Raw genomic sequence first — 19,170 nt, 5'->3', positions numbered from 1 at the left:
CGGTACTTACCTCACAGGAAGCTATTCATGGACGAGATCCTCACAACCACAGCAACTCCAGAGATCAACGGGGTCGCGCAGCTGAGTCCGGCAGCCGCCAGAACCAAGGCGCGCATTGCGCTGGCGGTGATGCTGGTTCCCTTGTTCGGTGCCTTCGAGGCGATCCGCCTGTGGGTCACCGGTCAGGTGCACGCCCTGGACTTCATCCTCTTCGGGGTGTTCTACGCGATCCAGATGTTCGGCGTCTCCATGGGCTATCACCGCTACCTGGCCCATCGCGCCTTCAAGACCTCGCGCCTGATGAGCAGCCTGATGCTGATCGCCGGCTCCATGGCGGCCCAGGGTCCGATCCTGTTCTGGGTCACCACCCATCGCCGGCATCACACCTACAGCGACCAGCACGGTGATCCGCATTCGCCGAACCTGATGGGCCAGAGCCGCCTGGAGCGCGCCAAGGGCCTGTGGCATGCGCACATGCCGTGGATGCTGGCGCCGGACATGTCGAGCTGGAACTTCTTCGCCCCCGACATCCTGCGTGACCGTCGTTTGTTCTTCTACAACCAGACCTACCTGTTCTGGGTCGCTCTGGGCGTGGTGCTGCCGGGGATCATTGGCGGCCTGGTCACCCAGAGCTGGTCCGGTGCCTGGAGCGGCCTGATTTTTGGCGGCCTGGCGCGGATCTTCGTTGCCAACCAGGCGGCCTGGTGCGTGGGCTCCATTTGCCACCGCTATGGCGCCCGGCCGTTCGTGACCCACGACCAGAGCACCAACAACTGGATTGTCGCGTTCCTCACCTTTGGCGAGGGGCTGCAAAACAATCACCACGCATTCCCTGCCTGGTACCGGCATGGCGTGCATTGGTGGGAGCCCGACTTGTCGGGCTGGACACTGGCGTTAATGGGCAAGCTGAGACTGGTCTCAGACCTGCGTTCACCGTCCCAGGCAATGATCGACAAAGTCCGTAAGCGTCAGGCCGCATCCTGAGCAACGGGATCGTCTGATCTGTAAACCATCCTACTCATCAAGGAAGATCCTATGGCCAACTTCATTTCCAATTTGCTGAGCACTCTGAGCTTCTCGGAGAAAAAACAGGCGGCGGTCGAACTCAACGAAGAGAGCATCAAGCATTGGCTGGTGCAGAAAATGGGTGCGCTGCTGAAGATCGATCCGTCCCAGGTCGATACCGCCCGCAGCTTCGAGTCCTACGGCCTCGACTCGCTGGTGGCGGTGAAGGTGGCGGGCGACCTGGAGAAGTTCATGGAGCAGCGCCTGTCCCCGGCCCTGCTGTTCGAATACTCCAGCATCGATGACTTGTCCAAATACCTGGCCAACGAACTGACCACATCCGAAGTTTGACTTCGCAGGAGCTTGGCCATGGCCATTGCACAGATGCCTTCGCAAAAAAACGATAAATTCAATGACCTGCTCCGACGCTCACAGGAGATCGAAGGCCTGCGTCTGACTGACGCAATCCCCAAGCACCTGTATCAGCCTCGGGTATGGCGCGGGATGCTCAGCTTCGTCGTCAGCTACATGCTCTACATCGGTGCGATAGTGGCGGTCGCCCACGTGCACTGGATGTTCTACCTGCCGCTGTGGCTGGTGGCGGGCCTGGGCGGCTGGGGCTTGTTCTGTGTGGCTCACGATTGCGGGCACAACTCGTTCTCGCGCAATCGCAGCTTCAACCACATCCTCGGGCATATCGCCTTGCTGCCGTTGCTGTACCCGTTCCACGGCTGGCGCCACATGCACAACATGCACCACGCCAACACCAACAACCTGGAAATGGACGTCGACTGGCGCCCGGTACTGCGCGTGCAATACGACGCCATGCCCTGGTGGGACAAGCTGGTCTACAGCAGCACCCGCACCTGGCTGTTCTGGCTGGGCACGGTCAACTACCAGCGTCACTCGGGCTTTCGCCCGTCGATGTTCCACAAGCTCGAAGCGCGCAACGAAGTGCGTCGTTCGATCCTGTTCATGGTGGTGGCTGCGCTGATCTACCTGCCGACCCTGGTGTACTTCACCGGCTTCACCGGGCTGTTCCTGTACTTCGTCGCCCCGTGGCTGGCGACCCATGCCTGGTTCAGCCTGACCACCATGATGCATCACATCAGCGATGAGACTCCGTTCCTGACCAAGGAGCACTGGAGCTTCAACAGCAGCCGACTGCTGCTGACCACTGACTACATGTACCCCAAGTGGTTGCTGTTCCTGACTCACTACATTTCGGTGCACACCGCGCACCACGTGGCGCCGATCATTCCCCACTACAACCTGCCCGAAGCCCAGGCAGCGCTGAAGACCGCCTTCCCGGGCATGGTCCGCGAGAAGCCCATGACCGTGCAGGATGTATGGCACGTGGCGCGCAATTGCCACCTGTACGACCCGGTCAATGGCTTCTATGAGTCCTTTGACCAGCCGGCCCAGGCGACCGGGGACCTGAGCACGCCAGGCGCCAAGGCGGCCAACAGCCCGCTGACCCTGAAGCAGCAAATGCTGCGCAGCTACATGGGCGTGCTGGGGACACTCTCGGTGGACACCGCCGGCGCCAAGGCCACGGACCTGTTCGGCTATACCCGGGAATACATCAAACAGCCGGACAAGGAAATGAGCCCCCTGGGCGCCCAGCGTTTCCATATCAAGGGCATTGCGGGCGTTCCCCATGGCTACCAGTGGGGCACGGGCGACCAGACCATTCTCCTGGTCCATGGCTGGGGGGCGGACAGTCGCAGCCTGTACTCCTTTACTCGTGCACTGCAGCGCCAGGGCTTCAAGGTCGCGACCTTCGATGCCCCGGCCCACGGCATCTCGCCGGGCTCGCTGAGCACCATGACCGAGTTCAAGGATGCGGTGAAAGCGGCCATTGTCGCCCTGGGCGATGTGGTGGGGATCGTCGCTCACTCCCTGGGCGGTATCGCCGCCACCGGTGCCCTGGCCGAACTGGCCGAGACCCATCGGATCAAGGCCCTGTGCCTGCTGGGTTCGCCGGCCAACCTGCCGGTGGTGATCCAGCGCTGGGCCAATGGCTACCTCAAACTCAAGCCGCAAATCGTCGATGCCATGCACCGCGAACTGTGGAAGCGCAATGGTGTGCCGGTCCAGCATTGGGACATCCCGGCGCTGGGCAATGCCCTGCAACTGCCGACGCTGGTGCTGCATGATCTCAACGACCCGATCGTGCCGTTCTGCGAGGCGCAGCAGATCACCACGCTGATGCCTTGGGCGAAGCTGGAGCCGGTGTCCGGGCTCGGCCACGTGCGCATCCTCTCCGATGCTGCAGTGGTGGAGCAGGTGGCGCAGTTCCTGGCACAGAACATCAAGGTGGCCGAAGTGGCTCAGGCCAGCGCATGAGAACAACGCACAACCCTTTGATGATGGTTAACCACCCATGACGACCTATGCTGAAAACGCTGTGGCCGAGTCCGGCCTGTGGATGTGCCTGATTTGCGGCTGGATCTACGATCAACGGCTTGGCGATCCCGATTCGGGGGTGCCTCCGGGCACCGCCTGGGACGACATTGCCGAAGACTGGACCTGCCCGGAATGTGGCGTGAGCAAGTTGGACTTCAACATGGTGAAGCTGTAAGCCAACGCTTGAACCCTGTAGTCGATGAGGAAGGAAGATGGCGACCCAAGAGCAACCGTCGGCACCTGCCAAGGGCCGGCGCCGCAGCTTCAGGAAAATGCTCTTCAAGGGCATTTATAACGGGGTTCTGGGGCTGCTGCGTTGCAGTTTCTGGATTGAGTCGCGGCTGCTTCCTCGGCGTGCTGCGGTGCGGGCGCTGAAGATGTTCACCACACCGCAACGGCTGCGCCAGCATTTTCCGCTGACGCTGCCCAGCGCCACGGTGCAGGACCTGGACACCGAGGAAGGGCGGCTGCGTTGCTTCCGCTGGACCCCGCAACAGGTCCGCCGGCGGGTGGTGCTGGTGCATGGCTGGAGTGGCGCCAGTACCCAGTGGCAGTACCTTATTCCGCTGTTGTTGGAGGAGGGCTGTGAAGTGCTGTCCTTCGACTGCATCGGCCATGGCGGTAGCGGTGGCCGGCAAGCCTCGCTGCCGACCTTCGTCAGCATGCTGGATCAGGTGCAGAAACAACTGGGGCCGTTTGATACGGTGATCGGGCATTCCCTGGGCGGCGCTGCCGCCGGGTATGCCTTGAGCACCCCGGTCGGCAAGGACTTCCAGCGTGCAGTACTGGTTGCCGCGCCGGCCGACATCGAAAACGTCGTACGGCGTTTTGCGGCCTTTCTGTGGATCAACGATGACGTCAGACAACGCATGCAACTTCTGGTTGAGCAACGCTATCAGAAGGACATGAGCAGCCTGGCGGTCAGTCGTTATGGCCACCAGGTGGATATCCCGGTGCTGCTGGTGCATGACCAGCAGGATCAGGAAGTCCCGGCAGATGACCTGCAATCCTTCGCTGAAGGCTTGCGTCACCGGCAAGTCCTGCAAACCCGCGGGCTTGGCCACCTGAAAATTCTCAAGGACAACGCGACCATGGGAGCCGTGGTCGATTTTGTCTGTGCAAAGGACGGCAATCAATGAGTGAAAAATACGATGTGATCGTTATCGGCGCGGGTCCCGGCGGCTACGTCGCGGCGATCCGAGCTGCGCAACTGGGACTGAAGACGGTCTGTATCGAGCGCTACAAGGGCAAGGACGGCAAGACCGCTCTGGGCGGCACCTGCCTCAATGTGGGCTGCATTCCCTCCAAGGCGCTGCTGGACAGCTCCCATCACTATTACGAGGCGCGCAACGGTTTCGAGGTGCACGGCATCGGCATCAGCAATCCGCAGATGGACGTGCCGGCCATGCTGGCGCGCAAGGACGGCGTGGTACGCAATTTCAACGGCGGCATCGCCTCGCTGTTCAAGGCCAATGGCGTGGCCCTGCTGGAAGGTCACGGCAAGTTGCTGGCCAACAAGGAAGTGGAGGTCACCGCGGCCGATGGCAGCACCCAGCGCATCAGCGCCACCAGCATCATTCTCGCCCCCGGCTCACGGCCTATCGATATCGCCGCCGCGCCGCTGACGGACAAGGTGATCGTCGACTCCACCGGAGCCCTGGAATTCACCAGCGTGCCCAAGCGCCTGGGGGTGATCGGCGCCGGTGTCATCGGTCTGGAGCTGGGCTCGGTCTGGGCCCGCCTGGGCGCCGAAGTGACGGTACTCGAAGCCCTCGACAGCTTCCTGCCGGCAGTGGACGTACAGATCGCCAAGGAAGCGCAGAAGATCCTTGGCAAGCAAGGCCTGGATATCCGTCTGGGTGCCCGGGTGACGGCGTCCGAAGTGCAGGGCGACAGCGTCAAGGTCAGCCTCAGCGAGGCCGGCGAAGACAAGCAGCAGACCTTCGACCGCCTGATCGTCGCCGTGGGTCGTCGGCCCCTGACCACCGACCTGTTGGCGCCTGACAGTGGCGTACAGCTGGATGAGCGCGGCTTCATCCACGTCGACGGTCAGTGCCTGACCAGTGTGCCCGGGGTGTTCGCCATTGGCGACGTGGTACGCGGCCCGATGCTGGCGCACAAGGCTTCGGAAGAAGGGGTGATGGTGGCCGAGAGCCTTGCCGGGCATCACCATCCGCTCAATTACGAACTGATCCCGTCAGTGATCTACACCCACCCGGAAATCGCCTGGGTCGGCCAGACCGAACAGGCCCTCAAGGCCCAGGGCATCGAGCTGAACATCGGCACCTTCCCGTTCTCCGCCAGCAGCCGCGCCATGGCGGCCAACGACACCGCCGGCTTGGTCAAGGTCATTGCCGATGCGGGCACCGACCGGGTACTTGGGGTGCATGTGATAGGACCGGGCGCTGCGGAACTGGTCCAGGAAGGCGCGATCGGCATGGAGTTCGGCACCAGCGCCGAAGACCTGGGGATGATGGTGTTCTCCCACCCGACCCTGTCCGAAGCCCTGCATGAAGCCGCCCTGTCGGTGAATGGCCAGGCGATTCATATCGGCAATCGCAAGAAGAAAGCTCCCGCCAGCGTGAAATAGCCAGCTTTCCCCGACCTCGCTCATTCAGCGGGGCCGGGGCTTGCTGCATCCCCCGCGTTTCAGCGAAAGAACGGTACATCCCCAAGAATGGTCGCGCGGTGCATGACTCGGCGCTGTGGACGGTAGTCGTCCACCGCATAGTGCTGGGTCACGCGGTTGTCCCAGAACGCCACGTCATTTTCCTGCCAGCGCCAGCGGATGGTGAATTCCGGGCGGGTGGCGTGGGTGAACAGCAGCTTGAGGATGGCTGCGCTTTCGCTCTCGGACAGTTCGTTGATCTTGGTGGTGAAGCCGTCGTTGACGAACAGCGACTTGCGTCCGCTCACCGGATGGGTGCGGATCACCGGGTGCGACAGCGGTGGGTTCTTGCGTCGGGTTTCCTCCCAGCGCGCCAGGTCTTCGGGGGTGTTGCCGAAGCGCTCCAGAGGGAAGGACTTGATGAACTCGTGGGTGGCGGTCAGGCCCTGCAGCAGGTTTTTCATCGGCTCGGACAAGGCTTCGTAGGCGGCGATGCCGCTGGCCCACAGCGTGTCGCCGCCAAATTCCGGCAGCAGCTTGGCGCTGAGCACCGCGCCCATGGCGGGGGTCGGCAGGAAGGTTACGTCGGTGTGCCAGATGGCGTTGTCGCGCACGTCGGTTTCGGCGGTGTCGAGGATCAGCACTTGCGGTTGGTCCGGCACATTGGGGTAGATCGGGTGAATGTGCAGGTCACCGAAGTGGGTGGCAAAGCGCGCCTGTTGCTGTGGGTTGATCGGCTGGTCGCGGAAGAACAGCACCTGGTGCTTGAGCAGTGCCTGCTCGATGGCATCGCGCTGCTCGACGCTGAGCGGCTGGCTGATATCGACGCCACTGATCTGGGCGCCGAGGGCGGAGCTTAAAGGGGTGAGGGTCAGGCTCATGGTCGTTCTCGTATTCGCTGTGTGTAGGAGCCGGCCGGGAGGTGTTCCGCTTGTCGGCGAAGGCAGCCGAGAGGCGGGTATGAGGCTTGCGGGCCTCTTCGCTGGCAAGCCGGCTCCTACACAGGAGAGGGGGGGTTGTTGTCAGTGGGATTGGCCGTGCCAGGGCACCAGCTTGCGTTGCAGGGCGCGCAGGCCCATCTCCATGGCGAAGGCGATCAGGGCAATCACCAGTATCCCCAGCACCACCACATCGGTGACCAGGAATTGCGCGGCGGACTGCACCATGAAACCCAGGCCACTGGTGGCGGCAATCAGCTCCGCCGCCACCAGGGTCGACCAGCCCACGCCCAGGCCGATGCGCACGCCGGTGAGGATGTCCGGCAAGGCACTGGGCAGGATCACGTGGCGAATCAGCTGCGCCCGGGTCGCGCCCAGGGACTGGGCGGCGCGCAGCTTGGCCGGGTCGACGGTGCGCACGCCGGTGGCGGTGGCGATGGCGATCGGGGCGAAGATGGCGAGGTAGATCAGCAGCACCTTGGACAGCTCGCCAATGCCGCACCAGATAACGATCAGCGGCAGATAGGCCAGTGGCGGTATCGGCCGGTAGAACTCGATCAGTGGGTCCAGCACGCCACGGGCGATGCGGTTGGCGCCAATGGCGATGCCCACCGGAATGGCCGTCAGCACGGCAAAGCCCAGGGCCAGGCCGATGCGTTGCAGGCTTGCCGCCAGGTGCTGCCAGAGGGTGGAATCCATGTAGCCGCTGGTGGCCAGCAACCAACCTTTTTGCAGAACGGCGGCCGGTGGCGGCAGGAACAGCGGTTCGATCAGGCCGGTGGCGGTCACCGCCCACCACAGGGCCAGCAGGATGATCAGGGTCAGCACGCTGATCCAGCGGGTGCTCAGGCTGCGGCGCACCGGCAATGGCGCTTTCGGGTTGGCATCGCGGGTGGCGGTGGCGGGAATCTCGTAGCTGCTCATGGGCGCTCCTGCTGCTGGGTGGCGCTGCGTTGGGAGAACACCCGGGACAGCACGTGTTCGCGGGTTTCGATGAACAACGGGTCGGACTTGATCGCCCGCGCCGATTCGCCGGCGGCGTAGCGCTGGCCGAAGTCCAGGTTCAGGCGTTCGACGATCTGCCCCGGGTTGGGGGCCAGGAGGATCAGGTCGGTGGCCAGGAACACCGCTTCTTCGATGTCGTGGGTAATCAGGAATACCGGCTTGGCGGTGCGGCGCCAGACTTGCAGCAACAGTTCCTGCATCTGCTCGCGGGTGAAGGCATCCAGGGCACCGAAGGGTTCGTCCATCAGCAGCACTCGCGGGTCGGCGGCCAGGGCGCGGGCCAGGCCCACGCGCTGTTTCTGCCCACCGGAGAGCTGCCAGACACGGCGCTTTTCGAAACCGGCAAGGTCCACCAGGGCGAGCATCTCCCGAGCCCGGGCTTCACGCCGGTCTCGAGCTACTCCGGCCAGCTCCAGGCCGAAGGCGACATTGGCCAGCACGTCCTGCCAGGGCAGCAGGGCGTCGTCCTGGAACACTACGCCACGCTCGGCGCTGGGGCCCTTGACCGGCACGCCGTCGAGGCTGATGCGCCCGGCGCTGGGGTCGACGAACCCGGCAATCAGGTTCAGCAGCGAAGTCTTGCCGCTGCCGGAGGGGCCCAGGGCGACCAGCAGTTGCTGTGGCCCCAGGGTCAGGGAAATATCCGCCAGCACCGGTTCGGCGGCGCCGGGGTACTGTGCGCTGATGCGCTCCAGTTGTAGCAAGGCCATGACGGCTATCTCCTGTCCGGTCGCGGGTTATTCAGTGATGAACTTGGCGCTGACGTAAGGGGCGTAGTCCGGCAGTACCGCCTCGACCTTGCCTTGCTCCTTGAGGAACACCGCGGTGTCGGTGATGGCCTTGGTGGTCGGGGCGCCGAGGCTGACCACCTGATCGGCGGCCAGTGGGTAGACGTTGCCTTGCAGCAGCAGCGGGATATCGCTGGCCTTGGCCCCGGAGAGCTTCACCAGTTTGTCGACGTTGCCCTGGTTGGCCAGCCAGGCTTGCGGGTCTTTGCGGTATTGGGCATAGGCATCCAGGGTCACCTTGGCGAAAGCCGTGACAATTTCCGGGTGCTTCTCGGCGAAGTCCTTGCGCACGATCCAGGCATCGAAGGTCGGCGCGCCGAACTTGGCCAGCTCACCGGAGGTGATCAGCACCTTGCCGTTTTCCTTGGCCACACCCAGGGCTGGGTCCCACACGTAGGTGGCATCGATATCGCCGCGTTTCCAGGCGGCAATGATCGCCGGTGGCGCGAGGTTGAGGATCTGCACTTTCGAGGAGTCGATGTTCCAGTGTTTCAGCGCCGCCAGCAGGCTGTAGTGGCCGGTGGAAACGAACGGCACGGCGACCTTCTTGCCGACCAGATCCTGAGGGCTCTTGATCCCGGAACCGTCGCGGGCCACCAGGGCTTCGGCGGCGCCGATCTGGGTGGCGATGAGGAAGGTTTCCACCGGCACCTTGCGGGTGATGGCGGCGGTCAGCGGGCTGGAGCCCAGGTAGCCGATCTGCACATCGCCGGAAGCGATGGCAGCGATGACGTCGGCACCGTTATCGAATTTGCGCCAGTTGATCTTGGCCTGGGTGGCTTTTTCATAGCTGCCGTCGGCTTGGGCGACCTTGGCCGGGTCGACGGTGGTCTGATAGGCGACGGTAACGTCGGCCGCCTGGGCAAAGAAACTCGCAGCGGCCAGGGACGCGGCCGCCAGGAGGCGAAGGGGGAAATGCAGCTTCATGGGGGTGCTCCTCATAGGCGGCCGGTGATCGGCGTGGGAGGAGACTAAATGATCTAAGAATGCAGAAATAAATAACTTATTTGCATTAGCTTATGAGGGGAAATTCGTGGGCCTGGCCCGCAGGCTATTGTGGCGAGGGAGCAAGCTCCCTCGCCACGGATCTAGTTGCTGATGGCCAGGATGCTGGCCTGGTAGGCGCCGACGAACACGTCGAAATCACCCACTTCGTTTTGCTCAAGCTCGGTTTGCTGTTCCAGGGATTTGCGCGCCGCGTCTTCGAAGGCGGCTTGTTCTTCCTTGGCCAGGGGCTGGCTGCGGAAGTACTCGGCATGCACCTGACTCTGGCGCAGGGAGAACTGGCTGAAGCTTTCCTTGTGTTCGCTCATGGCCGCCAGCACCTGGGCCGAAGGCGTCAGGGACGAGTCCTTGACCTTGGCCAGTTGGGCGTCCAGCGCCTTGCTGTGCACGTCGCTGCCGTGGCTCTGGTCGAGCAGGGCGGCCAACGGCGCGATCTGCTCCAGCAGTTCGGCGGCCCACTCTTTCATTTCCACCGGCTGGCCCCGGCGTTGCAGTTGCAGGCCCGGGCGGCGGCCTTCCTTGACCACGGCGAGGAAGTTCGAGGTGGCGTTGCCGCACTCGTTGTTCTCGAACAGCGGGCTGTCGTTCAAGGCGCAATACAGCAGGAAGGCGTCGAGGAAACGGGCTTCCTGGACATCGATGCCCAGGGGCAGGAAGGGGTTGATGTCCAGGCAACGGACTTCGACGTACTGGATGCCCCGGGCCATCAGCGCCTGGATCGGCCGTTCGCCGGTGTAGGTCACGCGTTTGGGGCGGATGTTGGAGTAGTACTCGTTTTCGATCTGCAGGATGTTGGTGTTGAGCTGAACCCACTCGCCATCCTTGTGGGTGCCGACCTCCACGTAAGGCGCGTAAGGCGTGGCCACGGCCTTGCGCAGGCTGTCGGTGTAGCTGTTCAGATCGTTGTAGCAAGGGGTCAGGCCGGCCTGGGCCTGGCTCTGGTAGCCCAGGTCGCTCATGCGCAGGCTGGTGGCGTAGGGCAGGTACAGGGTTTCGGCGTCCAACTGTTCCAGCTGGTGCGAACGGCCGCGCAGGAAGCCCGCGTCCAGGGCCGGCGAGGCACCGAACAGGTACATCAAGAGCCAGCTGTAGCGACGGAAATTGCGGATCAACGCGATATAGGCCGAGGACTGGTAGTCACGGTCGCTGCCGACAAAGCCTTCCGCGTCCTTGAGCAGCGGCCACAGCTGTTCCGGCAGGGAGAAGTTGTAGTGGATGCCGGCAATGCACTGCATGGTCTTGCCGTAGCGCAGGGCCAGGCCCTTGCGGTACACGTACTTGAGCTGACCGATGTTGGAGGTGCCGTAATAGGCGATCGGGATGTCTTCCTCGGCCGGCAACGGGCACGGCATCGATGGACTCCACAGGTACTCGTTGCCGAGCTTGCTGTAGGCGAAGCGATGAATCTTGTCGAGGCTGGCCAAGGTGTCCGCCGGGTCCGCGAGGGCCGGGGTGATGAATTCCAGCAGCGACTCGGAGTAGTCGGTGGTGATCTGTTCGTTGGTCAGCGCGGAACCCAGTTCTTCCGGGTGCGGGGTCTGTGCCAGGCGGCCTTCGCCGGTGACACGCAGGCATTCACGTTCGATACCGTGCAGGCACTGCTCGAGCAGGGAGAGGTTAGCGCGCTCGCCGAGCAGAGCCAGGCGGCGGTTGAGAAGTTCGCTCAAGTTGGATTCCTTCACGCGTCAGTCGCCCCAATATGGGGGTGGGCAGGACGGTCTACAAGGGTGAAGTTAAAACTGGCGTTTTCGCCTTGTTTTTGAGTCAAGCCGACTCGCCTGGAAACGCCAACACTCCATCCTTGAATCTGGCTTCAGCGCGGGCAAGAAAACCCCGACGCCGCTTTCGCAGCGCCGAAATTAACCCAATTTGAGGGCAGGCAGCTATAGGACCGCGAAGGTGCCTTGTGCTTTTGCGACCAGTTTGTCGCCCTGGATCACATCCGCTTCCACCACCAGGGTGCGGCGGCCGGGGTGGATCACCTTGGCCCGGCACAGCACCTCGCCCTCGGCCACGGCGCGGATGTAGTTGATCTTGCACTCGATGGTGGCGCTCTGCTGGTCAAAGCCGTGGGTGCTGGAACAGGCCAGCCCCATGGCAATGTCCACCAGGCTGAAGATCGCCCCGCCGTGGAGCTTCTGCCCGCGATTGCGCAACTGCGGGGTCAGCTCCAGAGCGACGTCCGCCTCGCCTGTTTCCAAGCGTTGCAGACGGCAACCGAGCAATTGGCTGAAGGCGCTTTCGGTCAGACCGGCGGGGATCTGCATCAGCGTTTCTTCAACTGCTTGGCGTTGGCGAACAGCGAGGCCATGGCGTTGTTGCTTGGAGCGGCAGCGGTGGTTTCCTTGCGTGGCGCATTGCCCTGGGAGGAGCGGGGCGCCGAGCCTGGACGAGAACCGCGGGCACCGTCGATCTTCTCGCCCGGGGTGTCGCTCATGCGCATCGACAGGCCCACGCGTTTACGCGGGATGTCGACTTCCATGACCTTGACCTTGACCACGTCGCCGGCCTTCACCGCTTCACGCGGGTCCTTGATGAACTTCTCCGACAGCGCCGAGATGTGCACCAGGCCGTCCTGGTGCACGCCGATGTCGACGAAGGCGCCGAAGTTGGTGACGTTGGTCACCACGCCTTCGAGGATCATCCCCAGTTGCAGGTCCTTGAGGTCTTCGACGCCGTCCTGGAACTCGGCAGTCTTGAACTCCGGACGCGGGTCGCGGCCGGGCTTGTCCAGTTCCTGGAGGATGTCGGTGACGGTGGGCAGGCCGAAGGTTTCGTCGGTGAATTTCTTCGGGTCCAGGCGCTTGAGGAAGCCGCTGTCGCCGATCAGCGAGCGAATGTCACGGCCGGTGTCGGCGGCGATGCGCTGCACCAGCGGGTAGGCTTCCGGGTGGACCGCCGAGGCGTCCAGCGGGTTGTCGCCGTTCATGACGCGCAGGAAGCCGGCGGCCTGTTCGAAGGTCTTTTCACCCAGGCGGGCGACCTTTTTCAGCGCGGCGCGGGTCTTGAAGGCACCGTGTTCGTCGCGGTGACTGACGATGTTCTGCGCCAGGGTCGCGTTGAGGCCGGAGATCCGCGCCAGCAGGGCCACGGAAGCGGTGTTGACGTCGACGCCGACGGCGTTCACGCAGTCCTCGACCACGGCGTCCAGGCCGCGGGCCAGTTTCAGCTGCGACACATCGTGCTGGTACTGGCCGACACCGATGGATTTCGGGTCGATCTTCACCAGTTCCGCCAGTGGATCCTGCAGGCGGCGGGCGATGGACACCGCGCCACGGATCGACACGTCCAGGTCCGGAAATTCCTTGGCCGCCAGTTCCGAGGCCGAGTACACCGATGCACCGGCTTCGGAAACCATGACCTTGGTCATTTTCATGGCTGGGTATTTTTTGATCAGCTCGGCGGCCAGCTTGTCGGTCTCGCGGCTGGCGGTGCCGTTGCCGATGGCGATCAGGTCCACCGCGTGCTTGGCGCACAAGGCGGCCAGGGTGGCCAGGGTCTGGTCCCACTTGTTGTGGGGTACGTGCGGGTAGACCGTGGCGTGATCCAGCAGCTTGCCGGTGGCATCCACCACCGCCACCTTGCAGCCGGTGCGCAGGCCCGGATCCAGGCCCAGGGTGGCGCGCGGGCCGGCCGGGGCGGCCAGCAGCAGGTCGTGCAGGTTGTGGGCAAAAACGTTGATCGCCTCGGTTTCCGCGCCGTCGCGCAGCTCGCCCAGCAGGTCGGTTTCCAGGTGGGTGTAGAGCTTGACCTTCCAGGTCCAGCGCACCACTTCACCGAGCCATTTGTCGGCGGGGCGGTTCTGGTTCTGGATACCGAATTGCTGGCCGATCATGCCTTCGCATGGGTGCATGGTGCCCGGCAGCTCGTCACCGACTTTCAGGGCGGAGCTGAGAATGCCTTCGTTGCGGCCACGGAAAATCGCCAGGGCGCGGTGCGACGGCATGCTTTTCAGCGGTTCGTCGTGTTCGAAGTAGTCGCGGAACTTGGCGCCTTCCTCTTCCTTGCCGGCGACCACGCGGGCGCTGAGGGTGGCCTCCTGCTTGAGGAAGTTGCGCAGCTTGTCCAGCAGGCCGGCGTCCTCGGCGAAGCGCTCCATGAGGATGTACTTGGCGCCTTCCAGGGCGGCCTTGACGTCGGCTACGCCTTTCTCGGCGTTGACGAAGCGGGCGGCTTCGGCTTCCGGGGCCAGGTTCGGGTCGTTGAACAGGCCGTCCGCCAGTTCGCCGAGGCCGGCTTCCAGGGCGATCTGGCCCTTGGTGCGGCGCTTCTGCTTATAGGGCAGGTAAAGGTCTTCGAGGCGGGTCTTGGTGTCGGCCAGTTTGATGTCGCGGGCCAATTCCGGGGTCAGTTTGCCTTGTTCCTCGATGCTGGCGAGGATGCTGATCCGCCGTTCGTCGAGCTCTCGCAGGTAGCGCAGGCGCTCTTCCAGATGACGCAGTTGGGTGTCATCGAGGCTGCCGGTGACTTCTTTCCGGTAGCGGGCGATGAAGGGCACGGTGGAGCCTTCATCCAATAGAGCGACGGCCGCTTCGACCTGTTGTGGGCGTACGCCGAGTTCCTCGGCAATGCGGCTGTTGATGCTGTCCATAAAACCACCTGACAAATGTGTGAAAGCAGGCCCGCGGGCACGAAAATAAGGCCCGGCGAGTCTGGTTGAGCGGCCTGGCCCGCGCCGCCACCTGGATCAAAAGGCTGCCTGTTGACCCGTGAAATCGAAAAAATACTGCCGGCCCAGACAAATAAATAAACCGGCCGAAGTCGTACTGATCAGATATTGCCCAACACAAAAGGCGGCGCATTATACCCAGCGTTAGCCGTTGCGGGGTGATCGCCAGCCTCAGGCCGACAGCGGGTTTGCTGGCGATAGAGGAAAAATCTGCTAACAATGCACACGGTGCGTATAACGGCAGCTACGCCATAATGCGCACCGAGATTAGAGGAGCATCCAATGAGCAGCACTGCACAAACTGCTGAAGGCGAAAAAATTCTTATTGTTGACGACGATCCGGGTCTGAGCAGCCTGCTGGAGCGTTTCTTCGTCAGCAAGGGCTACCGTGCCCGTGCTGTACCGAACACCGAGCAAATGGACCGTCTGTTGGGTCGCGAAGTGTTCAATCTGGTGGTTCTCGACCTGATGCTGCCCGGCGAAGACGGCTTGACCGCATGCCGCCGCCTGCGCAGCGCCAACAACCAGATCCCGATCATCATGCTCACCGCCAAGGGCGACGAGCTGAGCCGCATCAAGGGCCTGGAACTGGGCGCCGACGATTACCTGGCCAAGCCGTTCAACCCTGACGAGCTGATGGCTCGGGTCAAGGCCGTGCTGCGTCGCCAGTCGGCTCCGGTGCCGGGTGCGCCGGGCAGCGAAGACGAAAGCGTGACCTTCGGTGACTACGAACTGTCCCTGGCCACTCGCGAGCTCAAGCGTGGCGATGAAGTGCACATGCTTACCACCGGTGAGTTTGCGGTGCTCAAGGCGCTGGTGATGAACGCCCGCCAACCGCTGACCCGGGACAAACTGATGAACCTGGCCCGTGGCCGCGAGTGGGATGCCCTTGAGCGTTCCATCGACGTGCAGATCTCCCGCCTGCGGCGGATGATCGAACCCGATCCTTCCAAGCCGCGCTATATCCAGACCGTCTGGGGCGTGGGTTATGTCTTCGTGCCGGATGGCACCGCGACCAAGTGATAGGTGATTTGTAGGAGCGAACGCCCGGGCCGGCAACGACCCGGGCGTTCGCATTCCGCAACTGTGCGAGCGCGAGTCGCTCCTGCAAAGTGTGTATTGGCTGTTATGAAAACCCCGTTGTGGTTCCCCCAGAGTTTCTTCTCCCGCACCCTGTGGCTGGTGCTGATCGTGGTGCTGTTTTCCAAGGCATTGACCCTGGTTTATCTGTTGATGAACGAGGACGTGCTGGTGGACCGGCAATACAGCCACGGTGTGGCCCTGACCCTGCGCGCCTACTGGGCCGCCGACGAATCCAACCGCGACCAGATCGCCGAGGCCGCAGGGCTGATCAAGGTGGTGGGCAGCGGCGTGCCGGCCGGCGAGCAGCACTGGCCCTACAGTGAGATTTATCAGCGGCAGATGCAGGCTGAACTGGGTGCCGACACCGAAGTGCGCCTGCGCATGCATGCACCTCCGGCACTTTGGGTACGGGCGCCGAGCCTGGGGGATGGCTGGCTCAAGGTGCCGCTGTATCCCCACCCGCTGCGAGGGCAGAAGATCTGGAGCGTGCTGGGCTGGTTCCTGGCCATCGGCCTGCTTTCCACCGCCTCGGCGTGGATCTTCGTCAGCCAGCTCAACCAGCCCCTCAAGCGTCTCGTCTACGCCGCTCGGCAACTGGGCCAGGGGCGCAGTGTGCGCCTGCCCATCAGCGACACACCGAGCGAGATGACCGAGGTCTATCGCGCCTTCAACCAGATGGCCGAAGACGTGGAGCAGGCGGGGCGTGAACGGGAGCTGATGCTGGCCGGGGTATCTCATGACTTGCGCACGCCGCTGACCCGCCTGCGGCTGTCACTGGAATTGATGGGCGCTCACACCGACCTGACCGACGATATGGTCCGGGATATCGAGGACATGGATGCGATCCTCGACCAGTTCCTGGCGTTTATCCGCGACGGTCGCGACGAGTCGGTGGAAGAGGTCGATCTCAGCGATCTGGTGCGCGAAGTGGCAGCGCCCTACAACCAGAATGAAGAGCGGGTGCACCTGCGCCTGGAGCCGATCCAGCCGTTCCCGCTGCGTCGGGTGTCGATGAAGCGTCTGCTCAACAACCTGATCGGCAACGCCTTGAATCACGCGGGCACGGAAGTCGAAGTGGCGGCCTATGTGTCCGGCGACACCAATGCCCCTTACGTGGTGCTGAGCGTGATGGATCGCGGTGCGGGGATCGACCCTTCGGAGCTGGAAGCGATCTTCAACCCCTTCACCCGTGGCGACCGTGCCCGGGGTGGCAAGGGCACCGGCCTGGGGTTGGCCATCGTCAAACGGATTGCCGCCATGCATGGCGGCAATGTGGAGCTGCGCAACCGCCCCGACGGCGGCCTGGAAGCGCGGGTGCGCTTGCCATTGGGGCTGCTGCTGCCCCGTGATGCGGATTGATCAGGGCTTCGCTCCTATAGGCAGCACATCGCCCGTAGGAGCTGGCTTGCCAGCGAAAGGCCGGCAACGCGATCCCTAGCCTTTGCCCTTGGTCCGGGTCATATTCGGCCCGCCATTCTTCTCGATGTGTTCAATGATGATCCCCGCCACGTTCTTGCCGGTGGTGGTCTCGATCCCTTCCAGGCCCGGTGAGGAATTGACTTCCATCACCAGCGGCCCGTGATTGGAGCGCAGGATATCCACCCCCGCCACGCTCAGGCCCATGACCTTGGCCGCCCGTAGCGCGGTCATGCGTTCTTCCGGGGTGATCTTGATCAGGCTGGCGCTGCCGCCACGATGCAGATTGGAGCGGAACTCCCCTGGTTTGGCCTGACGTTTCATTGCCGCAATCACCTTGTCCCCCACCACGAAGCAGCGAATGTCGGCGCCGCCGGCTTCCTTGATGTACTCCTGGACCATGATGTTCTGCTTCAGGCCCATGAAGGCCTCGATCACCGACTCCGCCGCGGTGGCGGTTTCGCACAGCACCACGCCGATACCCTGGGTGCCTTCCAAGACTTTGATCACCAGGGGCGCGCCGTTGACCATTTCGATCAGGTCGGGAATGTCGTCCGGCGAGTGGGCAAAGCCGGTCACGGGCAGGCCGATGCCGCGCCGCGACAGCAGCTGCAGCGAACGCAGCTTGTCCCGGGAGCGGGCGATGGCCACCGACTCATTGAGGGGGAACACCCCCATCATTTCGAATTGGCGCAGCACTGCGCAGCCGTAGAATGTCACCGAGGCGCCGATGCGCGGGATCACCGCGTCGAAGCCCTCCAGGGGCTTGCCGCGATAGTGGATCTGCGGCTTGTGGCTGGCGATGTTCATATAGGCGCGCAGGGTGTCGACCACTACCATTTCATGGCCACGCTCGGTGCCGGCCTCGACCAGACGACGAGTGGAATACAGACGCGGGTTACGCGACAGCACAGCGATCTTCATGCAACACCTGTGGCAGAGGTAGTGGATACCGGGAACACCGGTTTGTCTTGTACGTACTTGATGCCCGGATTGACCACCAACTGGCCGTCGATCAGGGCCTTGGAACCCAGCAGCAGGCGATAGCGCATGGCCTTGCGGCAGGCGAGGGTAAATTCCACCCGCCACACGCGATCCCCCAGGGCCAGGGTGGTGCTGATCACATAGCGCACCTGGGCCTGGCCGTTGGAGCTTTTAATGGTTTTCATCGCCACCAGCGGCGCTTCGCAGCGCCGGTGACGCAACTGCACCACACTGCCCAAGTGAGCATTGAAGCGCACCCACTGCTCACCGTCGCGCTCGAAGGGCTCGATCTCGGTGGCATGCAGGCTGGAGGTACTGGCCCCGGTATCGATCTTGGCGCGCAGGCCGGCCACTCCTAGATCAGGAAGCGCCACCCATTCGCGCAGACCGACAACGGTCAAATGGTCAAAAGTCTTCAAATATGGGAAATCCGCAATTAGCTTTTCCAGGCCGCAGCCGGAACCTCGGCCAGGGCTTTGAATGCAGGTTTGGCGAACCAGTAACCCTGCATCAGATAAATTCCACAGTCGCCGAGAAAGTCCCGTTCATCGGCGCTTTCAACGCCTTCGGCAATGACTGTAACCCCCAACTCCGCACACATTGTGACAATCGCGCGGATGATCGCCTGGCGTACGCGATCCTGATGGACATCGCGCACCAGCGCCATGTCGAGCTTGATCAGGTCGGGTTGGAAATCCGCCAGCAGGTTCAGCCCCGAGTACCCCGCGCCGAAGTCATCGATGGCGGTCTTGAAGCCGAATTCGCGGTATTCACGCAGAATATTGGTCAAATGGCGACTGTTATCTACGTGCTGGCTTTCCAGGGTTTCGAAAATCAGCCGGTCCAGGGGAAAGTGCTGGGCGCGGGCGGCTTCCAGGGTGCTGCGGATACACAGTTCCGGCCGGTACACGGCGTTGGGCATGAAGTTGATCGACAGGTGGCTTTGCATCCCCAACTGTGCGGCTGTGGTAATGGCCTGGGTACGGCAAAGCTGGTCGAAACGGTAGCGATTGCTGTCGGTGACCTGATCCAGCACCGTTGCGGCGCCTTCGCCATTGGTTCCGCGCACCAGGGCCTCGTGGGCAAAGACCGACTGGTCCCGCAGATCGACTATGGGTTGGTAGGCGAAGGAAAAATCGAAGCCCAGGGGTTGGCTTTGCTGGCAACCTTCGCAGCGATTGCCGGGCGAGGTCAGGGTAGTGGGGAAGTCAGTCACAGGGACTCCTCGCGTATCAGGGCGCAACCTGGGTTATTTTAGGT

The 19,170-nt window shown here is 63.0% G+C and carries 18 protein-coding genes; 8 read left to right on the top strand and 10 right to left on the bottom strand.

The window, feature by feature from the left end:
* The first annotated feature begins 27 nt into the window (after positions 1 to 27).
* From FW796_RS16135 to lpdA, 6 genes are read left to right on the top strand one after another with little or no spacing between them, the layout of a single operon-like run.
* Positions 28 to 984, top strand: a complete 957-nt coding sequence (locus FW796_RS16135) for an acyl-CoA desaturase (RefSeq protein WP_346634113.1) — start codon at positions 28 to 30, stop codon at positions 982 to 984.
* Positions 985 to 1,035: 51 nt separating this feature from the next.
* Positions 1,036 to 1,356, top strand: a complete 321-nt coding sequence (locus FW796_RS16130) for an acyl carrier protein (protein WP_123724225.1) — start codon at positions 1,036 to 1,038, stop codon at positions 1,354 to 1,356.
* Between the two features lie 18 nt (positions 1,357 to 1,374).
* A complete protein-coding gene (locus FW796_RS16125) occupies positions 1,375 to 3,354 on the top strand; it encodes an alpha/beta fold hydrolase (protein WP_346634114.1) in 1,980 nt (659 codons plus the stop codon).
* A 37-nt stretch (positions 3,355 to 3,391) separates the two neighbouring features.
* A complete protein-coding gene (locus FW796_RS16120) occupies positions 3,392 to 3,589 on the top strand; it encodes a rubredoxin (RefSeq protein WP_123724223.1) in 198 nt (65 codons plus the stop codon).
* 37 nt (positions 3,590 to 3,626) lie between these two features.
* Positions 3,627 to 4,553 carry an alpha/beta hydrolase gene (locus tag FW796_RS16115; RefSeq protein WP_446439569.1) on the top strand — a complete coding sequence of 309 codons (927 nt, stop codon included), beginning with the start codon at positions 3,627 to 3,629 and terminating at the stop codon, positions 4,551 to 4,553.
* Positions 4,550 to 6,004 (top strand): dihydrolipoyl dehydrogenase, encoded by a 1,455-nt coding sequence (lpdA, locus tag FW796_RS16110; RefSeq protein ID WP_346634116.1) that lies wholly within the window; start codon positions 4,550 to 4,552, stop codon positions 6,002 to 6,004. The genes FW796_RS16115 and lpdA overlap by 4 nt, the downstream gene beginning before the upstream one ends.
* A gap of 59 nt (positions 6,005 to 6,063) precedes the next feature.
* On the opposite strand, the gene tauD is transcribed toward lpdA, so the two are convergent.
* The 7 genes from tauD to FW796_RS16075 all read right to left on the bottom strand — a co-directional run bounded on the left by tauD (position 6,064) and on the right by FW796_RS16075 (position 14,349).
* Positions 6,064 to 6,903, bottom strand: a complete 840-nt coding sequence (gene tauD / locus FW796_RS16105) for a taurine dioxygenase (protein WP_446439568.1) — start codon at positions 6,901 to 6,903, stop codon at positions 6,064 to 6,066.
* Positions 6,904 to 7,044: 141 nt separating this feature from the next.
* Positions 7,045 to 7,884, bottom strand: a complete 840-nt coding sequence (tauC, locus tag FW796_RS16100) for a taurine ABC transporter permease TauC (protein ID WP_404938044.1) — start codon at positions 7,882 to 7,884, stop codon at positions 7,045 to 7,047.
* Positions 7,881 to 8,675, bottom strand: a complete 795-nt coding sequence (tauB, locus tag FW796_RS16095) for a taurine ABC transporter ATP-binding subunit (RefSeq protein ID WP_346634119.1) — start codon at positions 8,673 to 8,675, stop codon at positions 7,881 to 7,883. Before tauB ends, tauC begins: the two co-directional genes overlap by 4 nt.
* A 27-nt stretch (positions 8,676 to 8,702) precedes the next feature.
* Positions 8,703 to 9,680 (bottom strand): taurine ABC transporter substrate-binding protein, encoded by a 978-nt coding sequence (gene tauA / locus FW796_RS16090; protein ID WP_404938045.1) that lies wholly within the window; start codon positions 9,678 to 9,680, stop codon positions 8,703 to 8,705.
* A gap of 161 nt (positions 9,681 to 9,841) precedes the next feature.
* Complete coding sequence (gene gshA / locus FW796_RS16085; protein WP_346634121.1) at positions 9,842 to 11,425, bottom strand: glutamate--cysteine ligase; 1,584 nt, start codon at positions 11,423 to 11,425, stop codon at positions 9,842 to 9,844.
* Positions 11,426 to 11,641: 216 nt separating this feature from the next.
* Complete coding sequence (locus FW796_RS16080) at positions 11,642 to 12,025, bottom strand: PaaI family thioesterase (protein ID WP_011058654.1); 384 nt, start codon at positions 12,023 to 12,025, stop codon at positions 11,642 to 11,644.
* Positions 12,025 to 14,349: a Tex family protein gene (locus tag FW796_RS16075; RefSeq protein ID WP_346634122.1), complete on the bottom strand. Its 2,325-nt coding sequence runs from the start codon at positions 14,347 to 14,349 to the stop codon at positions 12,025 to 12,027. Before FW796_RS16075 ends, FW796_RS16080 begins: the two co-directional genes overlap by 1 nt.
* Positions 14,350 to 14,709: 360 nt before the next feature.
* On the opposite strand from FW796_RS16075, the gene ompR reads away from it, so the two are divergent.
* Together ompR and FW796_RS16065 are read left to right on the top strand one after the other, a co-directional pair.
* Positions 14,710 to 15,450 (top strand): osmolarity response regulator transcription factor OmpR, encoded by a 741-nt coding sequence (ompR, locus tag FW796_RS16070; protein WP_016966992.1) that lies wholly within the window; start codon positions 14,710 to 14,712, stop codon positions 15,448 to 15,450.
* Between the two features lie 105 nt (positions 15,451 to 15,555).
* Positions 15,556 to 16,869: an ATP-binding protein gene (locus FW796_RS16065; RefSeq protein WP_123724213.1), complete on the top strand. Its 1,314-nt coding sequence runs from the start codon at positions 15,556 to 15,558 to the stop codon at positions 16,867 to 16,869.
* A gap of 75 nt (positions 16,870 to 16,944) precedes the next feature.
* Here the strand turns inward: FW796_RS16065 and rimK are convergent, their stop codons facing one another.
* Genes rimK through rimA form a run of 3 tightly spaced genes read right to left on the bottom strand, consistent with a single transcriptional unit; the run spans position 16,945 to position 19,126 of the window.
* The gene (rimK, locus tag FW796_RS16060) at positions 16,945 to 17,850 is read right to left on the bottom strand and encodes a 30S ribosomal protein S6--L-glutamate ligase (RefSeq protein ID WP_007931744.1); all 906 of its coding nucleotides are present in this window, start codon (positions 17,848 to 17,850) and stop codon (positions 16,945 to 16,947) included.
* Positions 17,847 to 18,329 (bottom strand): retropepsin-like aspartic endopeptidase RimB, encoded by a 483-nt coding sequence (gene rimB / locus FW796_RS16055; RefSeq protein ID WP_007931742.1) that lies wholly within the window; start codon positions 18,327 to 18,329, stop codon positions 17,847 to 17,849. The genes rimK and rimB overlap by 4 nt, the downstream gene beginning before the upstream one ends.
* A gap of 17 nt (positions 18,330 to 18,346) precedes the next feature.
* The gene (gene rimA, locus FW796_RS16050) at positions 18,347 to 19,126 is read right to left on the bottom strand and encodes a S6 modification regulatory phosphodiesterase RimA (protein WP_346634123.1); all 780 of its coding nucleotides are present in this window, start codon (positions 19,124 to 19,126) and stop codon (positions 18,347 to 18,349) included.
* Between the last annotated feature and the right edge of the window lie 44 nt (positions 19,127 to 19,170).

Source organism: Pseudomonas sp. 910_21 (assembly GCF_052850735.1).
Note: the sequence above shows the minus strand (reverse complement) of the source record. Positions and strands in the feature narration are given on the sequence as shown.